Here is an 18375-nt window from a genome sequence, read left to right as displayed (position 1 = left end):
CCTTAAACTAATAGAGCAGGATTGTTGAAGACTTGACTCCGGGATAATGGTGTGGAGACTATCGGAATCGTGCCGTTCTAGCTGTCTTCCATATAAGGGCAAAAGTGGATCATTTCATTGGCGATATTCACAAAGCACCCCGATTTTCATAAAAAGGGTTCCGTTCCACTCTTCATAGTCATGGGGGAAGGGAAACCTCTAGACTCCAGCGGGAAAGGATAGACTGGCGAGACCCCGCAGAGCTTTAGCGAGGCCACTGAAAAAGTCCTTTTCTATTAATAATGAACTTTTGAAAAACACGATCCCAAAATCTAACGGTTTCATTTTTCGAGTACAAAACATGAAATAACATACGAATGAAGAGACCAAATCGCATATGATTTGGTCTCTTATTATTCCTTGTTATATCAACGATTATCGGTATTTAACATATAAATTAGCATACAAAATCAGAGATTGTGCTTGAATTCGAGATGTTTGTGTGAATATAGGGGCTGCGGGAAACGGTTCGCCCCTTTACCATATAAGTGTCTCGATACCCCTTCAAGAAAAGGCAGCCATTCCTAAGTTTGCATGCAAATCTTGATAGCGGGCGGTCCTATTAAAATCCTTGATAAAGAGAGGTTCATTGCAATAGAACACGGATAGTGGAAGATAGTCCTTCTGGGAACGGTATTCGTTTCTCATACATCGAATGGGGGGCTTGGGAATCTCCCTGTTTCCTAGCCACCCATCCTTTGCTTTTAATGAACGGCCCTACTGCCATAAGTCATCTTCGTGTTCGCTATACCATATGGAACAAGTGTGCCAGTTGCAAACTCCCATCTATGAATAGCCTACAATTTGAAGAACCCATTACTGAGGTTTCCGTATGCCTCACAATGGCAAGGAGGGCCGGGAAATCGCGAGACTCCTATGGGATGAACATGATCGGTGAGATCCCGCAGGGCGATAGCCCGAGGAAGCTCGCCACATGCCCATGGAAAGCGAGTGATTTCCCGGACCTCCAAACGCTTTCAACCATAACGGAAACAACATTTCTCGAAGCTGAGTCTTCAAGTAAATGATGCTTTAGTTGAAGAAGAAAATATAAAAAGTACGCTTGGGCATTAAAAATCCAAGCGTTTTTGTTTGTTATTTCACCTGTTATTTTAGATTTTCTCACGGTATCGGAACTACTTACTGTTGCTGCGAGCTTCTTTAGTATAACCTTTAAAATACACGATTTTGATAAAAGTAATTCGGTGTATCCATCCGATCTTCAAACGACTGATGGAAAATTCTCGTTGAAGCCGGTGAAACAGGTGGGATTAACCATGTCCAGTCTCCCGTCGCATAACGCCCACATTGCTTCTCTTTATTTTGAAAGAGTTGAAACTGTTGGGAAGCACTGTGATGGTCGACGATGCTCACTTTATTGCTCTTATATGAATGGAGGACTGCTTGATTCAGTTCAATAAGAGCTCGATCTTTCCACAATGAAGTGTTTCTTCGTATGTTTAAACCCATTTTTTCAGCTACTACTGGCAACATATTATAACGAAAATCGTCAGCCAAATTCCGCGCCCCAATTTCTGTTTCCATATACCAGCCATTAAATGGTGCCGCACTATAATTAATTCCTCCGATTTCTAAACGCATATCAGAAATAAAAGGCACGGCATACCATTGAAGCTCTAGATCTTCAAACCAATCAAATTCAGGATGACGCAGCGGAACTTCTAAGATCTTCTCTGCAGGAATCTCAAACCACCTAGGCTCACGGTCACCAACTTGAATGACTAACGGAAGCACATCAAAGTTTCCTCCCGCCCCTTCCCAACCAAGTTGCTGACATTTTTTCGTGAATTCCACTGAGGCGGGGTCACCAATAATTCCTCCACTTTCTTCATAACCCGCGTAACGTATGAGTTGATGATTCCAAATTCTAATTTCCTCACCATCAATATCCGGACGAAATATAGAAATCGTAGAACGTACCCGCCCTTCATTAGTTGCATAATCAATATGTTCAAAAATAGCATCGCGAATATCTTCCTCTTGTTCGAGCGTCCGATAATCAAACACATTTAAACTTTCCCAAAAAAGCCGCCCTATGCAACGATTACTATTCCGCCAAGCTACTTTTGCTCCGTACTCCAGTTCCTCGTAAGTATGTTTATAACTCCCGGTATTTTCTATTTCTTCCTTAACATCACAGAGTCTTCCATCTATAGATTCGCTTTCATCTAATTCCTTATAGCATTGACGTATGAAGGATTCTGCTTCTCGCCACATCATATGTTTCAATCCTCTCGTATCGTATTATACATTTTTATAGTACCATACCCTTAAAATCTTCAAAAAAATAAACAGCCTATCAAAGACTGTTTATCCCCTCTTATCCACCAAAGAAAAAATCAAATATATTACTAGCTTTTGAGGATTGAGTATTATAAAACTCAGAGTATCCACAGTTCTTACAATAGACCACTGTGAATTTATTATTTTGAACATCTAACATTTTTGAGAAACCAGAGCCTGTCATCGATACATCCTTTTTGTCCGCATCTGTACTTCCACATTTAATACAACCTTTTTCACTCATTCATTGAACCCCCTTACTAAAATATATATGAATAGGTTGAGTCATCCGGGTTATATGTTTCACTTTGCTCTTCTTGCAGCTTGTTGAATAGGATCCCACACACTGTTATAAGGTGGAGCGTATGATAGGTCAAGCTCAATTAGCTGGTCAATAGTCATATTGTGATAAATGCCTGTCGCCAACACATCTACTCGCTTATCGACACCTTCTTTCCCAATAATTTGCCCTCCTAAGAGTTTTCTTGTTTTTGCATGGTAAAGAAGTTTTAAGGTCATCGTTCCTTCTTTTGAATAATAACCAGCTGCATGGGTTGATTCAATAGAAACAACTTTATAAGGAATGTGGTCCTGTTCAGCTTCTTGCGATGAAATGCCTGTTCGGCCTAGCGTTAAATCGAAAAATTTCAGTATAGAAGTTCCCACAATCCCATGAAAACTATGATGTTCATTAACCATATTAAGACCGGCGATTTGTCCCTGCTTGTTGGCATGCGTTCCCAAGGGTATGTAATCATGGCGCTCTTTCACACGATGGTACTGTGTTGCACAATCACCTGCAGCATAGATATCCATAATACTCGTTTCCATAAATCCATTAACTTGAATGGCATCATTATAACTTTTATAAATACCTGTACCTTCTAGAAAGGATGTATTAGGCGTAACTCCAGCTGCTACTAAAACATGATCTGCGGGATGCCGACCTGTATCCGTTTTGACATACTCTATCCTTTCCTTACCTTCAAATCCTTCCACTGATTCTGATAATGACAGATCAACCCCGTTTCGTTTAGCTTCATCATGAATCAGTTCACCCATATCTTCATCAAAAATCTTTGCCAACTGGCTTCCACGATCAATTATTCTTACATTTTTCCCTAGACTCACTAAATTCTCTGCCATTTCAAGTCCAATATATCCTCCACCAATAATTACCGTATCTTTTACATCTTCAGTTAAGTCGTTCATGATGGCTTTTGCATCTGGTATCGTTTTTAAGGAGAAGACCCCTTGCAAATTTCTCCCTTCCCAAGGAGGCAGTACAGGGTCAGCACCCGTTGCAATTAACAATCGATCATAGCGTTCTTTGAATTCTTTTCCCGTTTCACGATTGATACCGTAAACAACCTTTTGATCACAATTTACCTTTGTTACTTCATGGAGTACTCGAGCATCAATACCATACTTATCACGAAAGGTTTCTGGATCCCTCGCAATTAAGTCATCTGTAGATTCCACTTCTCCCCCAATTGCATAAGGAAGCCCACATTGACCATAGGAATAAACTTCTCCGCGCTCTAGAGCGATGATCTCGTTCCCCTCACTATTCCTTACAATTTGCATAGCCGCACTCATACCAGCTGCGTCCCCTCCAATAATCACGAACTTCATATAATCACTCCTTTAAACCTTCTTATCTAGTTATACCCTAATATTCTCTTTCCCAAAATAGCAACCCTTTACAAATAGCCCTCCCCACGTTAATATTAATTATTAAACTTTTCAAAAAAGTCTGCAAGGGGGCATACCTTATGAAAGACTTCCAGCAATCGGAAGCACTGAAACGTTTACCTGATCAATTCTTTGCGAAACTTGTAAAGAAACTAAATACATATCAACAACAAGGACATGACCTAATTAATCTCGGGCAAGGAAATCCTGATCAGCCAACACCAGACCACATTGTACAATCCCTGCAAACCGCCGCTGAAAATCCCGTTTACCATAAGTATTCTCCTTTTCAAGGCTTTGATTATTTAAAAGAGGCTGTAACTACTTACTACAAAAGAGAATACGATGTTGATCTTGATCCTAAATCGGAAGTAGCTATCTTATTTGGAAGTAAAGCAGGTCTTGTGGAATTAAGCCAATGTTTCCTGAACCCAGGTGATACAGCTCTTGTCCCCGATCCCGGTTACCCTGATTACTGGTCAGGAGTCGCGCTTGCGGATGCAGTAATGGAGCCACTCCCCTTGTTAGAAGAAAACGACTTTTTACCTGATTACACCAAGATAGATGCAGAGACCTTGGAAAAAGCCAAGCTAATGTTTTTAAACTACCCTAACAACCCAACCTCTGCAGTAGCTAATCGAGACTTTTTTGAAAAAACAATCGACGTTGCGGATAAAAATGATATTTGCGTGGTGCATGACTTTGCTTACGGAGCCATAGGTTTTGATGATGAAAAACCGCTTAGCTTTCTCCAAGTCCCTGAAGCCAAAAATGTTGGTGTCGAGATATACACAATGTCAAAAACCTATAATATGGCAGGGTGGCGGATCGCCTTTGCTGTCGGCAACCAAAGTGTTGTAAAAGCTCTTGAGCTTATTCAAGACCACTATTATGTTAGTTTATTTGGCGCTGTCCAGGAAGCATCAGCCACTGCGCTGTTAGATTCACAGAAAAATGTAGAAAACCTCAAGGATACATATGAGCATAGGAGGAACCTGTTATCAAAAGGTCTCAGGGAAGCTGGATATGAATTCACCCCTTGCAAAGGTTCTTTTTTCATGTGGTTGAAAGTTCCTGAAGGCTATACATCTGAATCATTCGCAGATGCTCTGTTAGATAAGGTCGGACTATTCGTGGCTCCTGGAATTGGCTTTGGAACATACGGAGAATCTTATGTAAGAATTGGCTTAAACAATTCAGAAACCCAACTTCGGGATGCGGTCAAACGGTTCAAACAATTTAAAAATTCATAGTAAACAAATCGCCGAAGCTTTTCTGAGCTTCGGCGATTTGTTTTGCAAGTGCTATTTAACTTTCATAAGCATGTCCACATGTGGGATCTCATCCTCCAAATACACATTAGATATCTCTTCAAACCCAAACGATCCATAAAAATGCCTTAAATACTCCTGACCATGTAAACCTATAGAAAGAACTCGTAAATCATCGGTTAATAAGTGAATTGCTTTATCCATAATTTCACGACCATAACCTTTACCTCTAGCTTCTTCTACGACCAATACTCGACCAATCGAATAGGAATCATCTGTTGATATTGGTGGAACAATACGACAATAGGCTTGAATGTGCCCATCTTCTTCTTTCCAGATATGTATACACTCATCGTCTCGTCCATCAACTTCTTGATAAGGGCAAGTTTGTTCGACAACAAATACTTTCACACGTAACTCTAATATTTTATATAATTCATCTTTCGTTAACTCTTCAAACGTTTTATTAACCCACATATTCTCACCTCCTTTAAATATATACTTTCTTCCTTTCTCTTAACTATACAAAATAATCTTCCCGTTTAAAATAACGAACACAGGGAATATAATGTCTGTCAATATTATATTAGAATAGGAGATTAGAGCAATGTTTCTTAAATTTCTTCCTCTTTCCATTAAAAAATATTTCGAAATGTCGAAAAGGCAGCGAAAGCATGAAGTGCAGATGACACTATGGTATATGCCTTTTATGTATATTATGCTGTCACTTTTTTTAGTGGCAATCACTTTATTTCTAGATCTTAAAGTAGGTTTAAAGGAGTACTCTCCTGACCTGATCCAGTTTCAAGCATCTGTTACTAGAACTCTAGTGAGTACATTAATTGGAGGCATATTAACCCTTAGCGCCTTCACTTTAAACTCCTTACTCGTTGTGCTTACAACATTTAGTGGTCAATTTTCACCACGTATGCTTTTAAATTTTGTATCAGACCGCCAAACACAGCATGCATTAGGTATTTTTAATGGAAGCTTTGTTTATGTCTTAATGATTTTCTTATTTATCGGAAACTCGTCATATGAAATCTTTGTTGCTACCCCCGTTATCACAGTAGCATTAGCTTTTTTAACAGCCGTTATCTTTATCTACTTTATTAATCATGCAACAACTTGGATGCAAGTACACAATATTACGCATAGCATGAAGAATGTTTCAAAGGATATCATATTCCATTCACTGCGGAAAGATTTGGATGAACACCGAACAAAAGAACCTGGTGATCTAAAGGAAGACTTTCGAGAAGATAAACAATATGTTTTAGCAAGATATTCTGGATATTTACAATTAATTGACTACCGTAATATGATTGCCCAAGCTAGAAAAGATAATGTTATCATTCAGCTTCATACTCAAATAGGTGATTACATACTAGCAGGTAATGAATTGTTCAGCTACTGGGGACCTGGCACTGAAAATGTTGATGATTTGACCTATTACGCTATGATTGAAACGGGTCATAAAGAGACAGAACTTCAAGACATACAAATGGGGATGCACAAACTGGCTGAGATCGCTATTAAAGCTATTGGGAATAATGACCCTAAAACGGCTTCTAACACGATACACCAAATGGCCGAACTCATGTTAACAATTGATGGCTACATTACCTTTAGTCCTTATTTGACTGATGATGAGAAACAAGTGCGTATTATTTTAAAAGAGGAAACCTTTGACTACTACATTTATCGCGGTTTTGGGTTTATCAGGCATTACGCTCATGGAAATCACCTGGTTATCACAGATATTATAGGAGCTTTAGCCATGGTTGCTGAATCGATCGATCCATCGAAGCACCCTCACCTATGGCAGTTCGCCATCAATACAATGGATCATATTGAGACTGAATTAATTTATGAACTCGATAAAACTTTTTTACTTCGAGAAGTGCATAAACTCGCAAGAATTACTGATCATTTAAGTCAGTATCCACGTATAGAAGCTAAATTTTACCCTAATGCTAATGAAAATGTTTAGAGAGTATTGTTAATGGATGGGAATCTCTGTTGGCATTCTGCGGAACGATTCAGCTGGTTCTCCTACGTTACTCGTTCACTACGGGGGTTCTCTAGCGTTTTTCCGAACGTTTTTCACAGATTACCATCCAATCAATGCCATGGGAGAACCCTATACAACATAAAAGTTCCGCTAAAAAGTCAATAACTAAGAATTCACCTTTGCTACAGACATTTTCTAATTCAACTCTCTTGCAATTTACGGTGCATATATTGCCTGACTTTTATTTTAATAAAGTTGACACTGTTAGAAGAGTTCTTTAGTATCATATATATGAATATATATACACATAAAGATATATAGGAGGATTAGCAATGGGGCATCACCACCATCATCATGATCATACAACCGGAAATATAAAAATCGCCTTTTTCTTGAATTTTGGCTTTACGATCATTGAGCTCATTGGCGGAATTTTAACGAACAGTATGGCGATTATGTCTGATGCCTTACATGACCTTGGTGATTCCATTTCGTTAGGTCTTGCATGGTTTTTACAAAGGTTTTCTAAAAAAGAAAAGAGTTACGACTTTTCTTTCGGATACAAGCGCTTTTCACTTCTCGCTGCATTGATTAATAGCACAGTATTAGTTGTTGGCTCTATTTTCATTTTAACGGAAGCAATCCCTCGTTTGATGAATCCAGAACAACCTCACGCATTAGGAATGATGGGGCTTGCTGTACTTGGAATTCTTGTAAATGGAGCTGCTGTTTTTCGTCTACGCGGTGGGGAATCCATGAATCAAAAAGTCATGACCTGGCATTTACTCGAAGATGTATTAGGCTGGGTGGCTGTTTTTATTGTTAGTGTAGTAATGATCTTTGCGGATTTACCTATTTTAGATCCGCTTGCATCCATTGGAATTACACTATATATATTGTATAACGTGATCGTAAACTTAATTAAAACGATGCGATTATTTCTTGAAGCCGTGCCAGAAAATATTGATCTTGATGGTATAATACAGAAAATGAACCGGTTGTCAGATGTTCAATCTACTCATCATACTCATTTATGGTCCTTAGATGGAGAGCATCACGCGTTTTCTACTCACGTAGTTGTCCCTTCTTCCTCAACGAAAGAAGATGTATGTTTAATTAAAGAACAAGTGAAAGAAATCATTGATTCCATTCACCTTGACCATATTACGATTGAGATTGAATATGAAGATGAGTATTGTGCGATGCTCGAACAAGACCAAGGAGGTTTCCCACATGGATAACTCATTTTATTCCAAAGACCTAGACGAAGAAACGTTGTTTGTCGTTACACAAACATTCAAGGCATTATCTGATCCCACGCGAGTGCGAATCCTCAACCTGCTTTTTGAAAAAGAATATAGCGTTAATGAAATTTCGGAAACTTTGCATTTAAGACAAACAACCGTTTCTCACCAACTTCGTTTTTTAAAAAACTTGCGTCTTGTCAAGTATCGGCGAGAGGGAACTACAATGTATTATTCCCATGATGATGAACACGTCATAAATGTCTTACAACAAATGATTCAGCACGCTCTACACCATTAAAGAGAGCTCCAAACTCAGTTCTGGGAATTGCAGTGTAATTTGCACCTTATTTGTTTGATGACAATATCCAGTGTATGTCTAGATTTCGACCTACAAATTGGCATACATAAACCTAGCAATAAACTGTAAATTGATTCGTTTTCGTTTGTCTTTACAAGGTACCCCAATATTTGCGCTAAAATAAATATCGAGTTTGTGGACAATTACACTTTAACTAACCCAGCAGGATTGTTGAAGACTCGATTCCGAGATTGGGTGGCTGTTCCGTCATCGGTAGGAGGAGAAGGTGGTCGGGGAAATAACTTGCTTTCCGTGGGCGTACGGTGAGCCTCCTTGGACTTCGTCCTGCGGGGTCTCACCATGTACTCTAATCCCACAGGAGTCACGTCATTTCCCCGACCCCCTTGCCATGAAGAAGAGGGACGGAACATCAATGAATCTAAGAAGTCGGCACGGTAGCTATTGTTGTAACAGCATGTTTATCCTCTATTTTCATTATGGAAGAAGGCCTCCTATTCCGTTCCGTTCGTGAAAACAAAGCAGAGAGGGCCAAAAAGCGGACTAGACGAAACCCACAGAGCAAAGCGAGGTCACTGAAAAAGTCTTTACAAAGAAAAATACAATGAGACCACCTACTATATAGGTGATCCCATCGACTTTGCCTTATATATAGATTGATTTAGTTCTTGTTCTCTTATATTATCAATTTTTCAGTGTCCTCAACGATTCTCTCGCATAAGGCTTTCTGCTCACGTGAAGTAGCTTAGCCGATGCTTCCGTTCTCCTCACGAAAGCAAGAAGGTCCGGGAAATTGCGAGACTCCTGTGGGATGAACATGATCGGTGAGATCCCGCAAGGCGTAGCCTGAGGAATCTCACCACATGCCCACGGAAAGCGAGTGATTTCCCGGACCTTCAAACGCCATCCTTTGTAACGGAAATCACCGTAATGTCTCGAAGCTGTCTTCCACATAAGGGCAGAAGTGGATTATTTCAATGGCAATATTCACACAGCACCCCGATTTTCATAAAAAGGGTTCCGTTCCATCCCCAATTCTCCGATGAAAAGTAACGGAACCGCCACACTTTTATTAAACAATCTGGGGCTTTAGTTCAATAAGTTCCCCTAAGCCCCTTTCTCTGTTTCTAACGACGGAACCAGGATGCTTTTTCTAACATTTGTATATAAGACAAATTGCAACGTTGACACCAAAAGTGAACTACTTACCACCTTGGATAGATTCTTTTCTTATAAATCTAAAACTTCCGGAGTCGTTTCTCCAACATTCATTAAACGAATGGTTTCAGGATATATTTCTAATACGATATAATTAGAGTCACCTTTTCCAGTAAACCAACGATCCATTCCTTCATCCCAAAGCCAATCTTTCACCTTTTGATCATCACGGATTTTAGCCTGTCCTTCCACTTCTAAATATGCGTCACCATAACCTTCTCCTTCATAACCAATTAAAATATGAACATCAGGGTTCGCTTCAATCTCCTCGGCCTTATGAGTCTCTTTATGTGTGGGAGTATAGAATGTAAAATCATCATCATTTGAAAACGTCATAAAGCGGGAATGTGGTTTACCTTCTTTAACAGTAGCCAGTGTACCAATTTTATGTTGATCTAACACATTGTAAATTTTCTTCTTAAGCTCTTGTTGGTTCAATGATATTCTCCTTTCGTTTCAGAATTTCTCACTTAGCTTTCCAGTAACAAGGAAAATATAAACATAATAATGCGCTGCCTTCCATAACAATTCTCCCCTCTATAATTAACTGTTATTATTAAGGGAAGATTATAAAGATAAATTAAACTATTAATTAAGCCATTATAAAAAATTCTCATAAAATAAAAGGAGTTGTATACAAATGAGAAGCGGCAATCCTGTTCTAAAAAGCAAAACGTTTGCTCGTTCAAATAGTACGAGCAAGGTCATGACACTTGGGGGCACCGTTTTTAAAACGACAATTCTTTTTTTATTTTTATTAGGCTCTGCTCTATACACTTGGCATCAATATTCTCAAGGCGTAGATGTCACGATGATGATGATCATCGGGGCTATCGGAGGTTTTATTTTTGCTTTAATTACGATTTTCGTCAAAAAAGCCGCCCCAATTACTGCCCCGATCTATGCAGCTTTACAAGGATTTTTCATAGGTGGTATTTCTTCCTTAGTAGAAGCAAGTTATCCAGGAATTGTCATTCAGGCTGCTTCGTTAACCTTTGCAGTTTTAGGTGGTTTGCTTTTTTTATATGCTACAAGAATAATAAAAGTTACTCGTAATTTCAGATTAATGGTTGTTTCAGCAACTCTCGGAATTTTCTTCGTATATTTAGTTAATTTCTTGTTGAATATTTTCTTGCAAACAGAAGTCCCATACCTTCATTCCAGTGGATGGATTGGAATTGGTATTAGTTTATTCATTGTAGCTGTCGCAGCATTAAACTTAGTTCTAGATTTTGACTTTATTGAAAGTGGAGTTAACAGGGGCGCGTCTAAACACATGGAGTGGTATGCCGCTTTTGGGCTAATTATTACTCTCGTATGGTTATACATCGAAATTTTACGATTACTACAGAAAATAAGAAGATAAAAATCATAGGAAAGTCAGTCAGTTAAATGAGATGTCCTTTCCACAATATTATTGTAATTTTTGTAACATAATTGAAATAATAGGTATAATAATGTTTTAAATTGTATTAAACTTGGAGAAGAACATTATGGGAGGACACCATGTTTAATACGATGCTAAATGACCAGAAAAAGTTTATGGTTCTGACAATTTTATCTTTCTTACTCGGTAGTTCACTATTTTTCGTTAATTCTACTCCAACACGTTCCGAAAAACCAACAGAACTTATACCTACCGTCTTCGTTCATGGATTTAAAGGCGGACCTGCTTCTTTTAATACTATGTTAGATCGATTTGAAAGTAATAATTGGGGAACAAAAAGAATGATTATTTATGTTTCGGATTCTGGTGATATTAGAACTCGTGGAAATATCCCCCATACGATGAACCCATTTATTCAAGTTATTTTTGAAAATAATCGTGCAAGTATAGCTAATCAAACAAATTGGATAAAAAAAATAATGAGGAAATTAAACCAAGATTATGCAATCTCAAAGTTAAACCTTGTCGGCCATTCAATGGGAGGTCTTGCTACCACTAACTTCTTACTTAACAACCAGGATGGCAATTATCCTGATGTTGAAAAATTAGTTGCGATTGGCACTCCCTTCCTCGGTATCAGTTTAAATGATTATTTCTCGATGAATACTGGGGCAGCTACGATTGACTTACAAGTAAACTCAAATGCCCTAGTTACAATGCTCAATAGTAAAGAAAACTTTGACCAATATGTTCACTCACTCTCTATTGCCGGCGTGATTAACAATAATGCCAAAGAGATTGATGAGTGGGATGGCCTTGTAACTAAACCAAGTGCCCATGGACTTAAAAACATTGTTCCACAAAAAAATTACTATAAGAAAACACTTTCGGACCCTTTAGCGACTCATTCAGGTTTACATGAACATAAAGACGTCGACCAAGCCGTCGCTAAGTTTTTATGGAATCTCCATTAAAAGAAGATCAAGAACCCTCATACTAAATAATTCAGTTTTGTAGTACAAAAATACTAAATCGCCCAAGCATCCATGGCAGAGTATTCTCCAGTGTATTCCCTTTGTACCTCTATTTGTTAGATGACAACAGCCAGTGTATATCTACATTTTGACCTACAAATCCGTCTATAAATTGGCCTGCATAAACCTACCAATAAACTGTAAATTGATTCGTTTTCCTTTGTCTTTACAAGGTATCCCAATATATTTTGTGAACAATTACGCTTAAACTAACCCAGCAGGATTGTTGAAGACTCGATTCCGAGATTGTGTGGCTGTTCCGTCATCGGTAGGAGAAGAAGGAGGTCGGGAAAAGCGGACTAGACGAGACGCACAGAGCAAAGCGAGGACACTAAAAAATTCATTACAAAGAAAAATATTATGAGACCACCTACGATATCGGCGATCCCATCGACTTTTCCTTCTTTATATTGATTGTTTTAATTCTTGTTCTCTTATATTACGTTTTTCAGTGGCCCCAGTCGTTTACCACCCCCGCTCTCCGATGAAAAGCAACGGAACCGCTATTCTTTTATTGAATAATCCGAGGCTTTAAGCGATATGCATGAAAGCACCTTCCAGCACAATTCTCACTCATAGGGAGTGCTTTTCACTTGAATCACCACATCTGATGCTTCCGTTCTCCTCATAAAAGCAAGAAGGTCCGGGAAATTGCGAGACTCCAGTGGGATGAACATGATTGGTGAGATCCCGCAAGGCGTAGCCTGAGGAAGCTCACCTCATGCCCACGGAAAGCGAGTGATTTCCCGGACCTTCAAACGCCATCCTTTGTAACGGAAACCACCGGAATGTCTCGAAGCTGTCTTTCCACATAAGGTCAGAAGTGTTGAAAACTCAATTCCGAGATGATTGTGTGGGTATGTTGCTATCGAAATCGTGCTGTTCTACCGTCCCTGTTAAAGAATGAGATATCTGATATAACACCAATCGAAGCCTGATGCAGACCAGGGAATATGGTCATCACAGATTGAGCCATTAGATAAGTTGTTAAACATCGGGTGTGATAGCCTGTTTATATGAAGTGGAGGAGCTTACCTGGTATGTATGCCTACCATCACCAACTCTCCTTGTGAAGACCGTTTCTGAATTTATAGTACAGATCAATAGTGCAGGATCTATTAATGGCAGAAGTAGATCATTCTTCATAGTCATGGGGGATGGGAAACCATGAGACTCCTGCGGGAAAGGATAGACTGGCGAGACCCCGCAGAGCTTTAGCTCGAGGAGGCTTGCCGTCTTCCCCGCGGAAAGCGAGTGGTTTCCCATCCCCCATGCCCCGATAAAAAGCAACGGAACCGCCATTCTTTTATTTAACAATCTGGGGCTTTAGTTGAATAGAATGAGCATTTTCCAATAAGGAATTTGCTCTTTTTTTGTAGACAGATTCACACTGTACTTTGCAAGTTGAGTTGCAATCATTAAGTAATTATTTCATATCAAATCAAGTTACTTTTCTTCTTGTAGAATCTTATTCAAAAGACAGATAAACGCTGACTTATCAACAATTTGATCTTCTTATTTTATAAGTCTATATATCCGTCCATCACAATTTCTCCAATAGCTCCAATTGTTTTATCTTTAAAAGTTAGAGACACGCTCTCATCTAAAGGGTTTTTGTAATAAAGAGCTCCTCCCTCAATACGTTTATATCCTAATTTCTTTAATTTTATTATTAACTTTTCCGGAAGTTCATTAAGACCTGTGCGCTCTTTAAAATAAGCAGTCGGATATATTTTTACATCTACATCATTTGCACCTGTGTAAACTATAAATAAATCACCTGCTTTTTGCGCGATCCACTGTCCTTTTGAATAAAGAGAAATGCGAAGTTTCTCTAAGGAAGAAATCCCTTCCAAATTGACCCCAAATATCTCCAAGATAACTCTTCGAATTTCACCAGGGGAAATTTTTTCGCCATAATCTTTAAGATACAAATCCATAGCCTCAACTTTCGTCAATGAATCTACGTATGCTTCGGATGCTTGTTCACCCTTATGTACAATTGCTTTTTTTATACGTTGTGTAATTTCTTCTGAATACATCGTCATTTCCTATCCTTCTCTCTATAGTTTGGTGCACCCTCCATTATACGTGAGAATAAATGATCTTCCTATCATTCAAAAAGCATAAATGAACAGAGGTTTGAACAAAAATAAAAAATACCTACTCTGGGACTCATAAGAATTCAACTTTCACACAAAATAACGGTGTATGTATTAAAACGAGAAGGGTGATTCAAATGAAAGTTGCAGAGTTACTTGTGAAATGCCTTGAAAATGAAGGTGTTGAATTTATTTTTGGTGTCCCTGGCGAGGAGAATATTGATTTAATGGATGCCTTAATTGATTCGGAAATTGATTTTATTGTAACTCGTCATGAAACGAGTGCCGCTTTTATGGCAGGTACTTACGGTAGGTTAACAGGTAAGCCTGGTGTTTGTTTGGCGACACTCGGACCTGGAGCAACGAACTTGTTAACTGGAGTCGCCAATGCAAACATGGACCATTGCCCTTTAATAGCGATAACGGGACAGGCTGGATTGAATCGTCAACATAAGACCTCTCACCAGTATTATGATCTTGTGGATATTTATGAGCCAGTCACGAAATGGAATGCTCAAATTAAAACAGCAGAAATCGTTCCTGAGGTCGTAAGAAAAGCGTACCAGCTTGCTGTTCAGGAAAAACAAGGAGCTACTCATATTGATCTGCCTGAAGATATTGCCAAAATTGAAATAGAAGCGACACCACTCAAAGTTCCACAAAGTTCTTTATCTAGATCCAGCGAGAAGATTATTCAGGAAGCAAATACAATCATTAGTAATGCTAAACATCCCATGATCCTTGCTGGAAATGGCATAACACGAGGAAAGGCAACGGAAATATTTCGTCAGTTTGTTGAAAAAACACAAATCCCAGTTGTTCATTCGTTCATGGGCAAAGGGGCTGTTTCTTGGAAAGATGATTTAAGCTTGCTAACTGCTGGTATTAGCGGGAATGACTATATCACGTGTGGCTTTAAAGATTCTGATTTGATTATTTGTGTTGGATTTGATATCGCTGAAACCCCTCCAGAAAATTGGAATCCGAAAAGTGACACTCCTATTTTACACATAGATACAGAAGAGGCTGAAACCGATTCCCACTACCCTGTAATTTTAAATGTAATAGGAACTATTAAAGAAAATATTAGTGAACTCATGAAAAGCATGTCTACCAAAGAAGACAAGCCTGACTGGGGAGATCCCATTAGAAAGCAAGCTCTAAGCGAATTGGAAAATTACAAGAATGATTCAGGATTTCCTATTAAACCGCAGAAAATTATTTCTGATTTGCGCGAAGTATTAGGTGACGATGACATAACTGTATCAGATGTTGGTGCACACAAAATGTGGATGGCAAGAATGTACCACACAGCCCAACCGAATACATGCCTCATATCTAACGGTTTAGCGTCAATGGGTGTCGCAGTACCCGGGGCAATCGCCGCTAAAATAGCCCAACCCGACAAGAATATTGTAGCTGTATGTGGAGATGGAGCTTTTTTAATGACAGGAGCAGAACTGGAAACAGCTGTCCGTCTAAACCTCCCTATCATTATTTTGCTATGGCGTGATGATGGATATGGCCTCATTGAATGGCATCAAATGAAAGAGTTCCAGCGACCATCTCATATTAGCTTCGGCAATCCAGATTATGTTCAACTAGCCAAGTCCTTTGGCTTTGAGGCTATGAGAATGGAAAAAGCGGAAGATTTAAAACCTGCTTTAGAGAAAGCCATTAGTATGAACAAACCTGTACTGATTGATTGCCCTGTCGATTACAAAGAAAACATGAAGCTAACGGAAACATTGAAAAACATTAACTGCTAACGAGGTGGAACTATGAGAATCGGTTCAATTATTAACGGGATAGAAAACAATGAAAAAAACCGTGACACGCTGACTGTACGTAATCCATATAACCAAGAGCAGGTAGCCGAGATCACACTAGCTAATAAAGCAGACTTAGAAAATGCCATTGATCAAAGTTTTGAAACTTTTCACCAAACAATGAACAAGATGCCAGCTTACCAACGTTCTAATATCCTAAGAAGAACGGCGGAGCTTTTAGAGGAAAGAAAAGAAGAATTTGCAAAAACAATAGCTAAAGAAGCCGGCAAACCTCTTAAATTTAGCCGCGGGGAAGTTGATCGTTCCGTTCAAGTTCTTCGCTTTGCTTCAGAACACGCCAAACAAATTAGTAGTGAAGTAATTCCAATGGATGCGGCCGTCGGAGGAGAAAATCGACTAGGGTTTACGAAACGAGTTCCATTAGGTGTAGTAGCTGCAATTACACCATTTAACTTTCCACTTAATTTATCGCTTCACAAACTTGCTCCAGCCATTGCAGCTGGAAATACTATCGTTTTTAAACCAGCTGAAAAAACTCCAGTCTCTGCTTATATGCTCGCGAAATTATTTCATGAGGCTGGCCTTCCTAAAGGCGCTTTAAACCTAGTTTTAGGACTTGGAGAAGAAGTAGGTGATCCCCTAGTCGAACATGACAAGGTTCAAAAAATTACGTTCACTGGTAGCTTGCCTGTAGGAAGAGGCATCCTAAAAAAAGCTGGTTTTAAAAAAGTAACATTAGAATTAGGCTCCAACTCACCTAATATAATATTTGAAGATGTTGATACGGATGGTGTTGTTAACGACTTAGTAAAAGGAGCCTTTGCTTTTTCTGGACAAGTCTGTATATCTGCCCAACGGATTTACGTACACCACAGCAAGTTTGACAATTTCTTAAAAGAATATGTAAAACAAACTGAAGCTTTATCAACAGGAGACCCACTTCAAGAGGAGACTGATTTCGGCCCAATGATTGATGAAGAATCAGCCGAAAGGGCTAAGCTATGGATTGATGACGCCGTTTCTAAAGGAGCAAAAATAGAAACAGGTGGAGACCTGAGCGGAACGATGCTGACACCCACAATATTAACCCAGGTACAAAATGATATGAAGGTCATTGCTGAAGAAGTTTTTGCTCCGATTGTATCCGTTATTCCCTTTGAATCAGAGGAGGAGGTCATCAAACTCTCGAATGATTCAATCTATGGTCTGCAGGCTGGTGTTTTTACAAAAGATATCAACCGTGCACTGCGTGTGGCAGATCAACTTGAGATGGGAGGAGTTTGGATAAATGAAATATCAACATATCGCCAAGATAACCACCCTTATGGCGGAGTGAAGCAAAGCGGTATCGGTCGTGAAGGTGTTAAATATGCAACCGAGGATATGACAGAGCTTAAATTTATTGGAATTAATCTTAAATAAAAGGCTATGTTAGGCGTTAATGTTGATATGGACGAATGTCTACTCAACCGTCGGGCAGGATTGTTGAAGACCTCGATTCCGAGATATTTTGTGAAGAAAGGGGCGTTGGAGAACTACTCTGGCCATATGAGGTTCTTTAGAAGCGGCCAAAACGAGAAAATATCGCTCAAACACCCACGGTAGAAAATTTTCCAGTATGCTCCCTTTATGATTTGGGAAGCCACTAAAAAAGTGAATTTAATAAGAGAATTAGCTCAATCAACAACTATACGCGAGTGATTTCTTCTTTAACATCAACATGTTGACTGTGATCCTCTGACCGTAAACACTTTTTCAGCGGCATCTGATTTGGAATGATGGTTTCGCTCCTATAATCATGGTAGTGGGGGCTTGGAAATGGTGGACTCCTGCGGGAAAGGATAGACTGGCGAGACCCGCAGAGCTTTAGCTCGAGGAGGCTTGCCGTCTTCCCCGCGGAAAGCGAGCCATTTCCAAGACCCCATTTCTCCAATCAAAAGCAACGAAGCCGATCTTAA

15 protein-coding genes are annotated in these 18375 nt (G+C 39.2%); 9 read left to right on the top strand and 6 right to left on the bottom strand.

Features of this window, described 5'->3' with window-relative positions:
• Nucleotides 1-1212: 1212 nt before the first annotated feature.
• The 3 genes from ACFQIC_RS17775 to ACFQIC_RS17765 all read right to left on the bottom strand — a co-directional run bounded on the left by ACFQIC_RS17775 (nucleotide 1213) and on the right by ACFQIC_RS17765 (nucleotide 3978).
• A complete protein-coding gene (locus ACFQIC_RS17775) occupies nucleotides 1213-2280 on the bottom strand; it encodes a nitric oxide synthase oxygenase (protein WP_204711906.1) in 1068 nt (355 codons plus the stop codon).
• Between the two features lie 100 nt (nucleotides 2281-2380).
• Nucleotides 2381-2587 carry a zinc ribbon domain-containing protein gene (locus tag ACFQIC_RS17770; protein ID WP_204711904.1) on the bottom strand — a complete coding sequence of 69 codons (207 nt, stop codon included), beginning with the start codon at nucleotides 2585-2587 and terminating at the stop codon, nucleotides 2381-2383.
• Nucleotides 2588-2646: 59 nt separating this feature from the next.
• Nucleotides 2647-3978, bottom strand: a complete 1332-nt coding sequence (locus tag ACFQIC_RS17765; RefSeq protein WP_204711902.1) for an FAD-dependent oxidoreductase — start codon at nucleotides 3976-3978, stop codon at nucleotides 2647-2649.
• Between the two features lie 140 nt (nucleotides 3979-4118).
• Between ACFQIC_RS17765 and ACFQIC_RS17760 the strand changes: the two genes are divergently transcribed.
• Nucleotides 4119-5291 (top strand): pyridoxal phosphate-dependent aminotransferase, encoded by a 1173-nt coding sequence (locus ACFQIC_RS17760; RefSeq protein WP_204711900.1) that lies wholly within the window; start codon nucleotides 4119-4121, stop codon nucleotides 5289-5291.
• 51 nt (nucleotides 5292-5342) lie between these two features.
• Here ACFQIC_RS17760 and ACFQIC_RS17755 read toward each other — a convergent pair whose 3' ends face one another.
• On the bottom strand, nucleotides 5343-5786 hold the full coding sequence (locus tag ACFQIC_RS17755) for a GNAT family N-acetyltransferase (RefSeq protein ID WP_204711898.1): 444 nt from the start codon (nucleotides 5784-5786) through the stop codon (nucleotides 5343-5345).
• Nucleotides 5787-5916: 130 nt separating this feature from the next.
• Between ACFQIC_RS17755 and ACFQIC_RS17750 the strand changes: the two genes are divergently transcribed.
• The 4 genes from ACFQIC_RS17750 (at nucleotide 5917) to ACFQIC_RS17735 (ending at nucleotide 8868) form a co-directional block, all read left to right on the top strand.
• Complete coding sequence (locus ACFQIC_RS17750) at nucleotides 5917-7302, top strand: DUF2254 domain-containing protein (RefSeq protein WP_204711896.1); 1386 nt, start codon at nucleotides 5917-5919, stop codon at nucleotides 7300-7302.
• Between the two features lie 16 nt (nucleotides 7303-7318).
• A complete protein-coding gene (locus ACFQIC_RS17745; protein WP_390217569.1) occupies nucleotides 7319-7465 on the top strand; it encodes a hypothetical protein in 147 nt (48 codons plus the stop codon).
• Nucleotides 7466-7655: 190 nt separating this feature from the next.
• A complete protein-coding gene (locus ACFQIC_RS17740; RefSeq protein WP_204711894.1) occupies nucleotides 7656-8564 on the top strand; it encodes a cation diffusion facilitator family transporter in 909 nt (302 codons plus the stop codon).
• Nucleotides 8557-8868 carry an ArsR/SmtB family transcription factor gene (locus tag ACFQIC_RS17735; RefSeq protein WP_204711892.1) on the top strand — a complete coding sequence of 104 codons (312 nt, stop codon included), beginning with the start codon at nucleotides 8557-8559 and terminating at the stop codon, nucleotides 8866-8868. Before ACFQIC_RS17740 ends, ACFQIC_RS17735 begins: the two co-directional genes overlap by 8 nt.
• Before the next feature lie 1248 nt (nucleotides 8869-10116).
• Here ACFQIC_RS17735 and ACFQIC_RS17730 read toward each other — a convergent pair.
• Nucleotides 10117-10542, bottom strand: coding sequence for a pyridoxamine 5'-phosphate oxidase family protein (locus tag ACFQIC_RS17730; RefSeq protein ID WP_204711890.1), 426 nt, complete (start codon nucleotides 10540-10542; stop codon nucleotides 10117-10119).
• A gap of 202 nt (nucleotides 10543-10744) precedes the next feature.
• Between ACFQIC_RS17730 and ACFQIC_RS17725 the strand changes: the two genes are divergently transcribed.
• Together ACFQIC_RS17725 and ACFQIC_RS17720 are read left to right on the top strand one after the other, a co-directional pair.
• The gene (locus ACFQIC_RS17725) at nucleotides 10745-11470 is read left to right on the top strand and encodes a Bax inhibitor-1/YccA family protein (RefSeq protein ID WP_204711888.1); all 726 of its coding nucleotides are present in this window, start codon (nucleotides 10745-10747) and stop codon (nucleotides 11468-11470) included.
• A gap of 140 nt (nucleotides 11471-11610) precedes the next feature.
• A complete protein-coding gene (locus ACFQIC_RS17720; RefSeq protein ID WP_204711886.1) occupies nucleotides 11611-12465 on the top strand; it encodes an alpha/beta hydrolase in 855 nt (284 codons plus the stop codon).
• A gap of 1580 nt (nucleotides 12466-14045) precedes the next feature.
• On the opposite strand, the gene ACFQIC_RS17715 is transcribed toward ACFQIC_RS17720, so the two are convergent.
• Complete coding sequence (locus tag ACFQIC_RS17715) at nucleotides 14046-14567, bottom strand: hypothetical protein (protein WP_204711884.1); 522 nt, start codon at nucleotides 14565-14567, stop codon at nucleotides 14046-14048.
• 197 nt (nucleotides 14568-14764) lie between these two features.
• Here ACFQIC_RS17715 and ACFQIC_RS17710 point away from each other — a divergent pair, with 197 nt between their 5' ends.
• Entirely contained in the window at nucleotides 14765-16396 is a 1632-nt protein-coding gene (locus tag ACFQIC_RS17710) for an acetolactate synthase large subunit (protein ID WP_204711882.1), read from the top strand.
• Nucleotides 16397-16408: 12 nt separating this feature from the next.
• Nucleotides 16409-17839: an aldehyde dehydrogenase family protein gene (locus tag ACFQIC_RS17705; protein WP_204711880.1), complete on the top strand. Its 1431-nt coding sequence runs from the start codon at nucleotides 16409-16411 to the stop codon at nucleotides 17837-17839.
• Nucleotides 17840-18375 lie beyond the last annotated feature (536 nt).

This window comes from Halobacillus seohaensis (assembly GCF_042663045.1).
GTDB classification, from domain to species: Bacteria; Bacillota; Bacilli; order Bacillales; family Halobacillaceae; genus Halobacillus_A; species Halobacillus_A seohaensis.
Note: the sequence above shows the minus strand (reverse complement) of the source record. Positions and strands in the feature narration are given on the sequence as shown.